13 protein-coding genes are annotated in these 13,131 nt (G+C 71.5%); 11 read left to right on the forward strand and 2 right to left on the reverse strand.

Annotated features, from left to right (window positions below; genetic code table 11):
• Positions 1 to 53 precede the first annotated feature (53 nt).
• From ACQPXG_RS20680 to ACQPXG_RS20690, 3 genes are read left to right on the forward strand one after another with little or no spacing between them, the layout of a single operon-like run.
• Positions 54 to 1,070: an ABC transporter substrate-binding protein gene (locus ACQPXG_RS20680; RefSeq protein ID WP_433469332.1), complete on the forward strand. Its 1,017-nt coding sequence runs from the start codon at positions 54 to 56 to the stop codon at positions 1,068 to 1,070.
• A gap of 14 nt (positions 1,071 to 1,084) precedes the next feature.
• A complete protein-coding gene (locus ACQPXG_RS20685; RefSeq protein ID WP_433469333.1) occupies positions 1,085 to 2,356 on the forward strand; it encodes a lysine N(6)-hydroxylase/L-ornithine N(5)-oxygenase family protein in 1,272 nt (423 codons plus the stop codon).
• Positions 2,357 to 2,373: 17 nt separating this feature from the next.
• On the forward strand, positions 2,374 to 2,571 hold the full coding sequence (locus tag ACQPXG_RS20690; RefSeq protein ID WP_433470018.1) for an MbtH family protein: 198 nt from the start codon (positions 2,374 to 2,376) through the stop codon (positions 2,569 to 2,571).
• Between the two features lie 6 nt (positions 2,572 to 2,577).
• On the opposite strand, the gene ACQPXG_RS20695 is transcribed toward ACQPXG_RS20690, so the two are convergent.
• A complete protein-coding gene (locus ACQPXG_RS20695) occupies positions 2,578 to 3,438 on the reverse strand; it encodes an alpha/beta hydrolase family esterase (protein WP_433469334.1) in 861 nt (286 codons plus the stop codon).
• Positions 3,439 to 3,844: 406 nt separating this feature from the next.
• Between ACQPXG_RS20695 and ACQPXG_RS20700 the strand changes: the two genes are divergently transcribed.
• The 3 genes from ACQPXG_RS20700 to ACQPXG_RS20710 all read left to right on the forward strand — a co-directional run bounded on the left by ACQPXG_RS20700 (position 3,845) and on the right by ACQPXG_RS20710 (position 7,463).
• Entirely contained in the window at positions 3,845 to 4,876 is a 1,032-nt protein-coding gene (locus tag ACQPXG_RS20700; protein WP_433469335.1) for a phosphotransferase family protein, read from the forward strand.
• 357 nt (positions 4,877 to 5,233) lie between these two features.
• Positions 5,234 to 5,686 carry a MaoC family dehydratase gene (locus tag ACQPXG_RS20705; protein WP_433469336.1) on the forward strand — a complete coding sequence of 151 codons (453 nt, stop codon included), beginning with the start codon at positions 5,234 to 5,236 and terminating at the stop codon, positions 5,684 to 5,686.
• Between the two features lie 130 nt (positions 5,687 to 5,816).
• Complete coding sequence (locus ACQPXG_RS20710; RefSeq protein ID WP_433469337.1) at positions 5,817 to 7,463, forward strand: long-chain fatty acid--CoA ligase; 1,647 nt, start codon at positions 5,817 to 5,819, stop codon at positions 7,461 to 7,463.
• An 18-nt stretch (positions 7,464 to 7,481) separates the two neighbouring features.
• Here the strand turns inward: ACQPXG_RS20710 and ACQPXG_RS20715 are convergent, their stop codons facing one another.
• Positions 7,482 to 8,090 carry a TetR/AcrR family transcriptional regulator gene (locus ACQPXG_RS20715; protein WP_433469338.1) on the reverse strand — a complete coding sequence of 203 codons (609 nt, stop codon included), beginning with the start codon at positions 8,088 to 8,090 and terminating at the stop codon, positions 7,482 to 7,484.
• Between the two features lie 236 nt (positions 8,091 to 8,326).
• Between ACQPXG_RS20715 and ACQPXG_RS20720 the strand changes: the two genes are divergently transcribed.
• Genes ACQPXG_RS20720 through ACQPXG_RS20740 form a run of 5 tightly spaced genes read left to right on the forward strand, consistent with a single transcriptional unit; the run spans position 8,327 to position 13,098 of the window.
• Positions 8,327 to 9,106 (forward strand): ABC transporter ATP-binding protein, encoded by a 780-nt coding sequence (locus tag ACQPXG_RS20720; RefSeq protein WP_433469339.1) that lies wholly within the window; start codon positions 8,327 to 8,329, stop codon positions 9,104 to 9,106.
• A complete protein-coding gene (locus tag ACQPXG_RS20725; RefSeq protein WP_433469340.1) occupies positions 9,084 to 9,806 on the forward strand; it encodes an ABC transporter ATP-binding protein in 723 nt (240 codons plus the stop codon). The genes ACQPXG_RS20720 and ACQPXG_RS20725 overlap by 23 nt, the downstream gene beginning before the upstream one ends.
• On the forward strand, positions 9,806 to 10,684 hold the full coding sequence (locus ACQPXG_RS20730) for a branched-chain amino acid ABC transporter permease (RefSeq protein ID WP_433469341.1): 879 nt from the start codon (positions 9,806 to 9,808) through the stop codon (positions 10,682 to 10,684). Before ACQPXG_RS20725 ends, ACQPXG_RS20730 begins: the two co-directional genes overlap by 1 nt.
• A gap of 4 nt (positions 10,685 to 10,688) precedes the next feature.
• Positions 10,689 to 11,867, forward strand: a complete 1,179-nt coding sequence (locus ACQPXG_RS20735; RefSeq protein ID WP_433469342.1) for a branched-chain amino acid ABC transporter permease — start codon at positions 10,689 to 10,691, stop codon at positions 11,865 to 11,867.
• Positions 11,785 to 13,098, forward strand: a complete 1,314-nt coding sequence (locus tag ACQPXG_RS20740; protein ID WP_433469343.1) for an ABC transporter substrate-binding protein — start codon at positions 11,785 to 11,787, stop codon at positions 13,096 to 13,098. Before ACQPXG_RS20735 ends, ACQPXG_RS20740 begins: the two co-directional genes overlap by 83 nt.
• Positions 13,099 to 13,131 lie beyond the last annotated feature (33 nt).

Genomic DNA, 13,131 nt, shown 5'->3' on the forward strand with positions numbered 1-13,131 from the left:
TATCCCTGATCAACAGCCCGGGAACCCCCGCCCCTGAAAGTGGAAGGTCCGCTATGCGCACCACGATGCGGCTCCTCGCCGTCACCGCAGCGCTCGTCCTGAGCCTCGGCACGGCCGCCGCGTGCGGCGACGACGAGCCCGCCGACGGAGGCTCCGGCGGCACGAACGCCGGGACGTTCCCGGTCACGGTCACCCACAAGCTCGGCACCACGAAGATCGAGTCCGCGCCGAAGCGGATCGTCGCCCTCGGCGAGGTCGACCAGGACGCGCTGCTCGCCCTCGGCGTCACGCCCGTCGGCATGGCGGAGCTGACCGGCGTCCAGCCCGACGGCCTCGCCCCGTGGAGCGCGCCCAAGCTGACCGGCGCGAAGCCCAAGCTCCTCAAGGCCGGTGAGGCCGGTTTCAACCTGGAGGAGATCGCCGCGCTGCGGCCCGACCTCGTCCTCGCCGGCGGTGACTTCTCCATCGACAAGGAATACGACAAGCTCTCCAAGCTCGTGCCGACCGTCGCCTACCAGACCGGGCCCGCCGAGGACACCTGGCAGCAGATCACCCAGCAGACCGCCGCCGCGATCGGCCGTCCCGAGGACGGGAAGAAGCTCGTCGCCGGCACCGAGGCGAAGATCGCCCAGGTCAAGACGGAGCATCCGGAGCTGAACGGCAAGGAGTTCGCGTTCACCAGCGTCTTCCCGAACGGGAACATCGGCGTGATGAAGTCCGCGGACGACACGAGCGTCAAGCTGCTCCAGCAGTTCGGCATGAGGCTGCCCGACTCGCTGAGCAAGCTGCCCGGCGACGGGTTCGCCGCCGAGATCAGCATCGAGAAGGTCTCCGTCCTGGACGTGGACGTCCTGCTCAGCCACTACAACGACGACCCCGCCACGCAGAAGAAGATCGAGGGCAACAAGCTGTTCGCCGGTCTGGACGTCGTGAAGCGCGGCTCCTACGTGCCGCTCGACCTGAGGTCCTTCTGGCCGCTGCGCACCCCCACGCCGCTCGCCATCCCCTACGTCGTCGACCAGGTCGTCCCGAAGATCGCCAAGGCCGCGAGCGCGGCCAAGCCCGCCTGATGCCGGAGGAGCGCATGCACACACCCGTCCACGACGTGGCCGGAATCGGATTCGGCCCGTCCAACCTGGCGCTCGCCGTCGCGCTCGAAGAAGAGCACGGCCCCGGCGCGGACGCGGTGTTCTTCGAGAAGCAGCCGGGGTTCGGCTGGCACCGGGGCATGCTGATCGACGGCGCCACGATGCAGGTCCACTTCCTCAAGGACCTGGTGTCGCTGCGCAACCCCGCCAGCCCGTTCTCGTTCCTCGCCTACCTGCACGCCAAGGGGCGGCTGGTCGACTTCGTCAACCACAAGACGATGTTCCCGACCCGGCTGGAGTTCCACGACTACCTCGAATGGGCGGCCGCCGCGTTCGCCGGCCGCGTCCGCTACGGGACGGAGGTCGTCGCGCTCCGCCCGCACGACGACGAGACCCTCGAAGTCGTCGTGCGCCGCGACGACGAGTTGGAGACGCATCTCGCCCGCAACGTCGTCATCGGCGCGGGGCTCGAACCCGTCCTGCCCGAGGGCATCAGGCCGGGGGAGCGGATCTGGCACACCGAGGACCTCCTCACCCGGCTGGGCGAGCGGAAGGACTGGGACCCGCGGCGGCTCATCGTGGTCGGCGCCGGCCAGAGCGCCGCCGAGGCCGTCGAACACCTGCACCGGACGTTCACCGGCGCCGAGGTGTGCGCGGTCTTCGCCCGGTACGGGTACTCGCCGGCGGACGACAGCTCGTTCGCCAACCGCATCTTCGACCCGGAGGCCGTCGACCATTACTACGCGGCGCCCGGCGACGTGAAGCAGATGCTGTTCGAGTATTCGCGCAACACCAACTACTCGGTGGTGGACCTCGATCTCATCGACGAGCTGTACCGGCGCGCCTACGCCGAGAAGGTCGCGGGCGCCGAACGGCTGCGCATCCTCAACGCCTCCCGCGTCCTCGACATCCGCGACGACACGGACGGCGTGCGGGCGAGGATCGCGTTCCTGCCCACCGGCGAGGTCGAGGACCTGGACGCCGACGCCGTCGTCTACGCCACCGGCTACCGCGAACGCGACCCGTTCGACCTGCTCGGCGAGGCGGGTGCGCACTGCCGCACCGGCCCCGGCGGACGTCCCGTCGTGGAACGCGACTACCGCATCGCCACCGAGCCCGGCCGCGAATGGGGCGTCTACCTGCAGGGTGCCACCGAGCACAGCCACGGGATCGCCTCGTCGCTGCTGTCCATGACGGCCGTCCGCACCGGCGAGATCGTCCGGTCCATGGCCCTGCGGTCCTCCGCCCGCGTCACCCCGGTCGCCTGAAGAGAGAGGGAGGCATGATGACCAACCCGTTCGACGACCCCGACGGGACGTTCCGCGTCCTCGTCAACGTCGAAGGCCAGCACTCGCTGTGGCCGGCGTTCGCCGACGTGCCCGCCGGCTGGACGACGGTCTTCGGCCCGGAGTCACGGTCGGACTGCATCGGCTACGTCACGGCCAACTGGAAGGACATCCGCCCGCGCAGCCTGCCCGCCTGACCCGGGTCACGTCTTCGGCAGGGACGGCCGGGCGGCGAAGAAGCGGGCCATCAGCCCGCTCGCGTACTCGGGCCATTCGTGTCCGCCGCCCTGCTTCGTGCACAACGCGACGGCGAGCGGGCCCGGGCCCGTCCCGACGCACCCGTCCGGACCGCCCGGCACCGGCCACGAAAGCGCAGGCAGCTTGTCGACCCAGCGCCAGAACTCCATCACGATCTGGACGGCGATGAACGGGAAATGGACGTCCGCGTCCATGTTCCCCCCGCCCGTGTAGGGGACGGACGGGTCCAGCGTTCCGTGGAACGCCAGTACCGACACCGGCGTCTCCGGCGTGCAGCCGATGGCGAGCGCGCCCGACACCACGGCGATCCCGGCGAGCCGCCCGGACCGCTCGCACGCGTAGCGGTAGGCCATGCCGCCGCCGTTGGAGAAGCCGGTCATGAACACCCGGCGCGGGTCGGCGACGCCCTGCTCCACGAGCGTGCCGATCAGCTTGTCGAGGAACCCGACGTCGTCGATCCCCGCCCAGCGGGCGAACGAGCAGCAGGCCCCCGCGTTCCACGTGCCGAGGAACCCGTCCGGGTACGCGACGGCGTACCCATCGCGGTCGGCGACCTCGTCGAGCCCGCTCTGTTCGCGGACGTACTCGGCGTCGTTCAGGCCGCCGTGCAGCGCCACGATCAGGGGCAGCGGTTCACGGGGCCTGCCCGGTGGGACGTGCAGCAGGTAGGCGCGATCCCAGTCGCCCATGGCGATTGTGTGCTCGGTCGTCCCCGGGGCGTCCTCGGACGCCCCGGCGGGCAGGGGGTGGGCGATGAGCGCCGCGATCACCGCCGCGATCACCGCCGCCCGCGCGGCGATCTTCATAGCGCGATCTAACGCCCGCGGGACCCGCCGGGCTACGCACCCGCACCCACAAAAGATCGGCTTCTTTTGGCACCGGACGCGCAGCCGCCACGAACCCGAGCCCCATCGGCCTCCCGTGTCCGCCACGGACGGCTCTCTTGGGCGCCAGGCTCCCGGAGGGCGGGCCGCGGCGGCGAAGTGCGGGTTCGTGATCGCCGAGGAGCGACGCCGGGCCGTCGGCCGAAATGGCGACGACTTTCGCCATTGAAAACCGACCAGTCGGTATGGTCTCATCTACATGCGGATACCCGCCTGGCGGCGGCGCGCGCCGGGGACCCGGCCGGGCGCACTCGCGCGCAGGCCCGCCCCGGCATCCTGCGCCATACCGACCGGACGGTACAAGGGCTTGGATCGTTGAGGAGACACATTGCGGGTGTTCGACGACGGCGATGTCCCCGGGCTCGCGCTGGACCGCTTCCGCGACTTCTTCGCCCGCGCCCGCCCGGGCGCCGCCGCCGGGCGGCTGCGCGCGCGGGTCATCGAGGGCGGGCGGTCCAACCTCACCTACGAGGTCACCGACGGGCGGAGCTCCTGGATCGTCCGGCGGCCGCCGCTCGGCCACGTGCTCGCCACCGCCCACGACATGGACCGCGAGTACCGGGTACTGACGGCGCTCGCCGGAACCGGCGTGCCCGTTCCCGCGACCTACGCCCTCTGCGAGGACCCGGACGTCATCGGCGCGCCGTTCTATGTGATGGAGATGGTCGAGGGCGTCCCGTACCGGAGCGCGGCGGAGCTGGAGCCCCTCGGCGCGGAGCGCGTCGGGCGGATCGCCGAGCGCATGATCGACACCCTGGTCGAGCTGCACCGCGTCGACCCGGAGCAGGTCGGCCTCGCGGACTTCGGGCGCCCGGAGGGGTTCCTCGCCCGGCAGGTGCGGCGCTGGAAGAGGCAGCTCGACGCGTCCCGCAGCCGTGACCTCCCGGCCGCCGCCGAGCTGCACGCGCTGCTGGAGGCGAACGTCCCGGCGGGGGCCGCGTCCGCGATCGTGCACGGCGACTACCGGCTAGACAACCTGCTCGTCGACTCCGGAGACCGGATCGCCGCCGTCCTCGACTGGGAGATGGCGACGCTCGGCGACCCTCTGACCGACCTGGCGTTGCTGCTCGTCTACATGCGGCGCCAGACCCCCGTCCCGGGAACGGCCGACGCGTCGAGCGCGCCAGGCTTCCCCGCGCCGGACGACATCCTCGCCCGCTATGCCCGCCGGAGCGGACGGGACGTGTCCGCGATCGGCTTCTACGTGGGGCTGGCGTGCTTCAAGCTCGCCGTCATCTCCGAGGGGATCCACTACCGGTACATCCACGGGCAGACCGTGGGGGAGGGGTTCGAGACGGTGGGCGCCGCCGTCGAGCCCCTGCTGCGCTCGGGCCTCGCCGCCCTCGACGGGCGGGTCTAGGAACTGGTCCGCCCCGGACCGCTCCATCACGTCCTCGCAGGTAGACCATGGTGCCGGCCGAGCGGGTGACACTTCACGCCCTGTAGGCGCTGTGCATGATGAGAGCCGGATCGCGGACCTGCCGGCGGGCGTGCAGGAGGGGAGCCCGTGCGTCAGCCGCATGCCGGTGATCTGCCGGCGGGCTGGACGGTTCCGCGGCGCCGGGGCGGACGCCGCGGAACCGTCCAGCCCGCCGGCCTCTCCGATCCGGGCTCCGTATCCCCATTGCATACCAACCGGTCGGTATGTTGTCATCGTGGCGTTCCCGGAAGGACGCGCGTCCGCCGCGCGGGCGCCCAGCGCACGGAGGTCACCCGGATGAGGACGTTCAACGGCGTTGACGACTACGAGAAGGCCGTCGGAACCCACCTCGGCCACAGTGCGTGGCACACGATCACGCAGGAGCAGGTGAACCTGTTCGCGGACGCGACCGGCGACCACCAGTGGATCCACGTCGACGCGGAGCGGGCGGCGCGGGGGCCCTTCGGCGGGACGATCGCGCACGGCTACCTCACCCTGTCGCTGATCCCCATGCTCGCCGCGCAGATCTACCGCGTCGAAGGGCTGCGGATGGGCGTGAACTACGGCGCGAACAAGGTGCGCTTCCCCGCGCCGGTGCCGGTCGGATCCAGGGTCCGCGCGGGCGCGGAGCTGCTGTCGCTGGAACGCGGCCCCGCCGGCGCCCGCGCCACCGTCCGCGTGACGATCGAGCGCGCGGACGGGGACAAGCCCGTCTGCGTCGCCGAAATCCTTTCCGTCCTGGTCGACTGACCGCGGCGGGCCGCCGGAGCGTTGACGAACGGCCGGGCTGAAAATATGGTGAACCGACCGGTCGGTATGTGCGAAGAATCGTGCGGGCCGGTACTTCTTACGGCGTCACGGGTCTTCTCGGAGAATTGCCATGATCCTCAGCACGATGCAGGACTTTCCGTTGTCCGTCGCCGCGATCCTGCGGCATGGGGCGCGCGTCTACGGCCGCAGCGAGTGCGTCACGTGGACGGGCGGCGGCACGCCCCGGCGGGCCGCCTTCGCGGAGATCGCCCGGAACGCCGAGCGGCTCGCGTCCGCCCTGGCCGGGCTCGGCGTCCGGGAGGGCGACCGGGTGGCGACCTTCTGCTGGAACAACCAGGAGCACCTGGAGGCCTACTTCGCGGTGCCCGCCATGGGCGCGGTGCTGCACACGCTGAACATCCGGCTGTTCCCCGAGCAGCTCTCGCACATCATCAACCACGCCGACGACCAGGTCGTCATCGTGGACGACAGCCTCGTCCCGCTGCTGGCGCGGGTCGTCCACGAACTCCCGGCAGTCGAGGCGTTCGTGGTCGTCGGCGACGGTGACGCCTCACCGCTGGAGAGCAACGGCAACGGCGCGCCCGTCCTGCGCTACCACGAGCTCCTCGCAGCCGAGGAGCCCGGCTACACGTGGCCGGACGTGGACGAGCGCTCCGCCGCGTCCATGTGTTACACCAGCGGCACCACCGGCGACCCCAAGGGCGTCGTGTACTCGCACCGCTCCACGTTCCTGCACGCCATGGCCGTGCAGTCGGCGTCGCTGGTGGGCATCACCGAAGCCGACCGTGTCCTGACGATCGTCCCGATGTTCCACGTCAACGCCTGGGGCCTGCCGTACGGGGCGTTCCTGTCCGGGGCGACGCTGCACATGCCCGGCCCGTTCATGCAGCCGGAGCACCTCACGACGTTCATCGCGGAGGAGCGCAGCACGCTCGCGTCCGCCGTCCCGACCATCTGGAACGGCATCCTCACCCTCGGAGAGCAGCAGGAGATCGACCTGTCGTCCCTGCGGGCCGGTACCTCCGGCGGCGCCGCCGCGCCCCGCGTCCTGCTGGAGCGGTTCGAGCAGCGGTACGGCCTGCGCATCATCCAGGGCTGGGGAATGACCGAGACCAGCCCGCTCGGCGGCATGGCGTTCCCGCCGCCCGGCGTCGAGCCCGGGACGGACGAGGACATGTACTGGCGGCTGAAGTCGGGACGCGTCGCCGCCGGCGTGGAGATGCGCATCGTGGACGACTCCGGCGCCGAGCTGCCCTGGGACGGCGAGGCCGTCGGCGAGATCGAGGTCCGCGGGCCGTGGATCACCGGCGCCTACCACCGCGACCCGGCGCCGCAGAAGTTCGACGACGGCTGGCTGCGCACGGGGGACATCGGCACCATCGACGACCGCGGCTTCTACCAGATCACCGACCGGGCGAAGGACGTGATCAAGTCGGGCGGCGAGTGGATCTCCTCGGTCGAACTGGAGAACCACCTGATGGCGCACCCGGCGGTGGCGGAGGCCGCCGTCATCGGCATCCCCGACGCCCGCTGGGACGAGCGCCCCCTCGCCTGCGTCGTCCTGCGCCCGGACGCCGCGGCCACGCCCGGAGAGCTCGCGTCCTTCCTCGCGGGCAAGGTCGCCCGCTGGCAGGTCCCCGAGTACTGGACGTTCATGGACGAGATCCCGAAGACCACCGTCGGCAAGATCGACAAGAAGCCCCTCCGCGCCCGCCACAAGGACGAGGCACTCAAGATCGAGCACATAGAACGCTGAGCGCCCCGTAAGGGGGCGCTACCCCTGGGAGGACAGGCCGTTAAGGAAGAGGTCCACGTAGTGCTCGCTGATGGCGGCCGTCTTGAGGCGGCCGCCGGGGCGGTACCAGGTGCCGATCTGGTGGACGGTGCCGAAGAAGAAGTGGACGGCGATGTCGGCCGGGGTCGCGCCGCGGAACGTGCCCTCGCGCTGGCCCTCCTCGACCAGGGCGCGGAAGCGCTCGTGGTAGCGGCGCCGTTCGGCGCGGACGGCCTCGCGGCGGTCGCGGGGGAGCAGATGCGTCGAGCGGAAGAAGACGGTGAAGTCGTCCAGGTAGAGGAACGAGGTGTTGAGGACGTCGACCGCCGCCGCGCGGAGGCGTTCCTCGGCGGTTCCGGGGCCGTCGGCGATCTGCTCCAGGCGTGACATCTGCAGGCCGAGGAGCCGGTGGTAGATCTCGTAGAGGAGATCGTCCTTGGAGCCGAAGTAGTGGTACATGGCCCCTTTGGTGACGCCGGCGGCGTTCACGATCTCCTGGACCGAGGTGCTCTCGAAGCCCTTCTCGGCGAACATCCGGGTCGCCACGGCCAGCAGCCGGTCCGGCAGCGGCAGGTTGCCGGATACCCGGCCCGCGGGCGCCTGCGTCATCACTCCACCTCCAGCCGGGGAATGCCCCCGGGTCTCGTGCCGCCCCGGCGCGGCCGCCCGCAGATCGCCGATCAGCCTACCGGGCCGAGGGTGATTCGGCGCGCTAGGTATCGGGACCTGCGATTTGGCTGTTGACCGGAGCCGCCCAGTGATTCTATCTTCATGGAACCGACCAGTCGGTATGTGCATTCTGGCCTCGGGGGATTCGCGATGATTCGGCGGCGAGGTGAGGCGACATGCCCGGCTCCTCTTCCCTACTTGAACTTCGAGATGTGACGGTCCGCTTCGCCGGGCTCGTCGCATTGGACGGTGTGTCTCTCACGGCGCCGCAGGGCCGGGTCACGGGTGTGATCGGGCCGAACGGCGCCGGCAAGACGACGCTCTTCAACGTGGTGTGCGGGTTCGTCCGGCCGAGGTCGGGCGAGGTGCGCTGGCGGGGCCGGGTGCTCGGCCGGCATCGGCCGCACGACCTGACCAGGCTCGGCATCTCCCGCACGCTGCAGGGGCTCGGGCTCTTCCCGGGGCTGACGGTGCTGGAGAACGTGATGGTCGGTGCCGACCCGCACGCGAAGACCGGGTTCTGGTCCGGCCTGTTCGCGCTGCCGCGCGCCGACCGGGACGAGGCGGCCCTGCGGGAGCGGGCCATGACGCGGCTGGCGGAGCTCGGCGTGGCGGACGAGGCCGGACGGCTGCCCGGGCAGCTGCCCTACGGCGTGCAGAAGCGGGTCGCGCTGGCCCGCGCGCTCGTCGCCGAGCCCGAGCTGCTCCTGCTGGACGAGCCGGCCGCCGGCCTGTCCTCCGCCGAGATGGACGAGCTGGCCGAACTGATCCGCGGCCTGCGCCGCGGGCCTGCCGTCGTCCTCGTCGAGCACCACATGGACCTCGTGATGAACGTCTGCGACCAGGTGGTCGTGCTGGACTTCGGCAAGGTCATCGCCACCGGGACGCCCGACGAGGTCCGCGACGACCCGGCCGTCCTGGACGCCTACCTCGGTGAGGAGGTCGCCGGTGCTTGAGGTGAAGGACCTCACCGTCCACTACGGCGCCGCCCGCGCGCTCGGCGGCGTGGACCTGTCGGTTGACGAAGGCTCCGTGACCGCGGTGCTCGGTGCGAACGGCGCGGGGAAGACCACCCTGCTGCGCACCGTCTCCGGGCTGCTGAGGCCGCGTGCCGGACGCGTCGAGCTGGACGGCCGCGACCTCACCCGGTTGCCGGTCGAGGACATCGTCCGGCTCGGTGTCGCGCACGTCCCGCAGAGCGGCGGCGTCATCACCGAGCTCACCGTCGAGGACAACCTGCGGCTGGGCGGGCTGTGGCGGCGCGACCGGGCGGCCCTCAACCGGCGGGTCGCCGACATGTACGAGCTGTTCCCGCCGCTCGCGGAGCGGCGCGCCCGCACCGCCGCCACGCTGTCCGGCGGCGAGCGGCAGATGCTCGCGCTGGCCCGGGCGCTCACCGGCGGGCCGCGGCTGCTGCTGGTGGACGAGCCGTCCCTCGGCCTCGCGCCGCGCGTGGTCGCGCAGCTCATGGCCGTGCTGCGGCGCCTGTGCGACGAGGACGGCCGCACGGTCCTGCTCGTCGAGCAGAACGCCCGCAGCGCGCTGTCCGTCGCCGACCGCGCGATCGTCCTGGACCTCGGCGCGGTGGTGGCGGCCGAGGCCGCCGCGACCATCGCCGCCGACGACCGCCTCCGCCACGCATACCTGGGGTTCTGATGGTCCGTTTCATCAATCTCACGCTCGCCGGCATCACCTCCGGCGCGGTGTTCGCGGCGGTCGCGCTCGCGCTGGTGCTGATCTGGCGCTCCACCCGCATCGTGAACTTCGCGCAGGGCGGGATGCTGATGTTCACGACGTTCCTCGCCTGGAGCGTCATCGACCAGGGCGGCTCCTACTGGCTCGCGCTCGGTGTCGCGCTCGCCTCCGGGCTGGTGATCGGCGCCGTCGTGGAGCGGGTCGTGGTCCGCCCGGTGGAGAACAAGCCGCCGCTCAACGCGGTCATCGTCACGCTCGGGCTGTTCGTCCTGCTGCAGTCGGGCGCGGGCATGATCTGGGGCGACACGCCGCACTCCTATCCGCCCGCCTTCACCATCGAGGGCCTGTCGGTGGGCGGGACACGGCTGCTGCTGTCGCCGTTCGACCTGTTCGTCATCGGCGCGGTCGCCGCGGTGATGGTGCTGCTGACGCTGCTGTTCGTCCGCACCGACCTCGGGCTGCGGCTGCGGGCGTCGGCGTTCGCACCGGAGATCGCCCGGCTGCAGGGCGTGCGGGTCGGCCGCATGCTGACGCTGGGGTGGGCGCTGGCCGCGCTCGTCGGGTCGCTCGCCGGGGTGCTGGTCGCCCCGTCGGTGTTCGTCGGGCCCGCCCAGTTCGACTCGATGCTCGTCTTCGGATTCACGGCCGCGGTGATCGGCGGGCTGGACAGCCCGGTGGGCGCCGTCGTCGGCGGGCTGCTGCTCGGCTGCGCGCTCAGCTACGTGTCCGGGTACGTCAGCTCGGACCTGGTCACCTTCGGCGCGCTCGCCGCGCTCATCACCGTCCTGATGATCAGACCGAACGGCCTGTTCGCGGCGAGCACCGGACGGAGGGTGTGACACGGTGAGCACCGCTGCGCTGAACGTCCTGCGCCGATCGACCCTGACCCGCCACACGGCGGGCGCCCTCGCGGCGATCGTCGCGCTGTACTTCCTGACCACGGCCGTCGGCCCCTACCGCGACCTGCAGATCGCGCAGGCCGCCTACCTCACCTGCGCGGTCGCCGGCCTGACGGTGCTGACCGGGCTCGGCGGGCAGATCTCTCTCGGGCACGGCGCCTTCATGGCGGTCGGCGCCTACACCGCCGCGCTGGTCATCGGGCACTGGGGCTGGCCGCTCGCGGCGGTCCTCGCGGCGGCGGCCGGCGTCACCGCCGTCGCCGGAGTGGTGGTCGGCGCGGTCGCCGCCCGGCTGCACGGCCCCTACCTGGCCGGCGCCACCCTCGCCTTCGCCGTCGGGCTGCCCGGCCTCGCCAACTACAAGCCGCTCACCGACGAGCTCGGCGGGCAGAACGGGCTGACGGTCGTCCCGCCGGTCCCGCCCGCGGGGCTCGGCGAGACGTTCCCGCTGGAGCGCTGGCAGGCGTGGATCTCCTGCCTGGGCGCCGTCGTCACCCTGTTCCTGCTCGCCAACCTCACCCGCGGCCGGTTCGGCCGGACGCTGCGCGCCAGCCGCGACGACGAGATCGCCGCCGCCCTCAACGGGGTCCGCGTGGCCCGGCTGCGGATCGCCGCGACCGTCGTCTCGGCGGCCTGCGCCGGCCTCGCCGGCGGGCTGCTCGCCGTGGTCGCCACGCTCGCCGCCCCGGGTGCGTTCCCGCTCACGCTGTCCCTCCAGCTCATCGCCGCGATCATCATCGGCGGCCTCGGCAGCCTGTCCGGCGCCGTCTGGGGCGCCCTGATCCTGGTGTACGTGCCGACGTGGGCGTCCGACCTGTCCTCCTCGTCCGGCTTCTCGCACAACATCGCGTCGAATCTGCCCCTCGCCATCTACGGCCTCGTCCTCATCGTGGTGACGCTGGCCTTCCCGCGCGGCCTCCAGGGAGGACTGCGCGACATCGGCGGCGCCGTCCGGCGCCGCACACGCAACAGACGCGACCCGGCCCCCGGGCCGGGCGCATCACCATCGGGGCCTACCACAACGCACCCAGGAGGAGCAGATGAAGCGACCCCGGACAAGGCGGGCGCTCGCCCTGATGACCGCGGCGACGCTGGCGGTCGCGGCGAGCGGCTGCGGCGGTGACGGCGGGGACGGCGGCGGTTCCGCGCCCGGCGTCACCGCGACCACCGTCACGATCGGCAGCCACCAGCCGCTGACCGGGCCGGCCGCGCCCGGCTACAGCGCCAACTCCGCGGCGTCCAAGGCGTTCTTCGACTACGTCAACGCCAACGGCGGCGTGTACGGACGCAAGATCGTCTACAAGTACGTGGACGACGCCTACAACCCGACCCAGACCGTCAGCGTGACGCAGAAGCTCGTCCTCCAGGACAAGGTCTTCGCGATGTTCAACGGGCTGGGCACGCCCACCCACTCCAAGGTGGTCGACTACCTGAACGCCCAGCGCGTCCCGGACCTGTTCGTCGCGTCCGGCTGCGGCTGCTGGGACGAGCCGAAGAAGCACCCGCAGACGTTCGGCTGGCAGGTCGACTACATCCGCGAGGGCAAGATCCTCGGCGACTACATCAAGAAGACCTACGCCGGGAAGAAGGTCGCCTACTTCTACCAGAACGACGACTTCGGGCAGGACGGGGTGAAGGGCCTCGACAAGTACATCCCGAAGGACCAGGTCGTGTCCCGGCAGTCCTACCAGCCGGGCAACACCGACATCGGCGCGCAGGCCCAGGCGATCGCCCAGTCGAAGGCGGACGTCGTCGTGCTGTTCAGCATCCCCACCTACACGGCGCTGTTCCGGCTCGCCGCGCTGAAGCTGAACTACAAGCCGACGTTCGCCGTCAGCAACGTCGGGTCCGACCCGATCACCCTCACCGGGCTGCTGGAGAGCTTCGCCAAGAAGGGCGGCAGCGAGGTGAAGGGCAGCCCGCTCATCCAGGGCATGGTCACCGACGGCTACCTGTCCGCACCGGGCGACACCTCCAACAGCTGGACGGCGCTGTTCAAGAAGGTCCACGACCAGTACCTCCCGAAGCTGCCGTTCAACGGCAACATCGTCTACGGGATGTCGGTGGCCTACGCCTTCGTGCAGGCGCTCCAGGCGGCCGGCAAGAACCCGACCCGCAAGGGCATCGTGGAGGCGCTGGAGAAGTCGCACTTCACCGGGCCGGGCGTCGTCCCGTTCGCCTACAGCGCGGGGTCGCACGCCGGCTACACCGGGGCGGTGATCGGCACCATCAAGGGCGAGAACGTCGTGCCGCAGGGGCAGCCGATGACCACCGACGACGGTGACGGCCCGATCCAGCCCTACACGGGCACGCAGCCGCAGGCGCCGGCCAACGGCGTCCCGGCCGCGGGCTGACGGAGCTCGCCGCCGTCCCGCGCAGCCCCCGGG

Source organism: Spirillospora sp. CA-128828 (assembly GCF_050945415.1).
Taxonomy (GTDB): Bacteria; Actinomycetota; Actinomycetes; order Streptosporangiales; family Streptosporangiaceae; genus Spirillospora.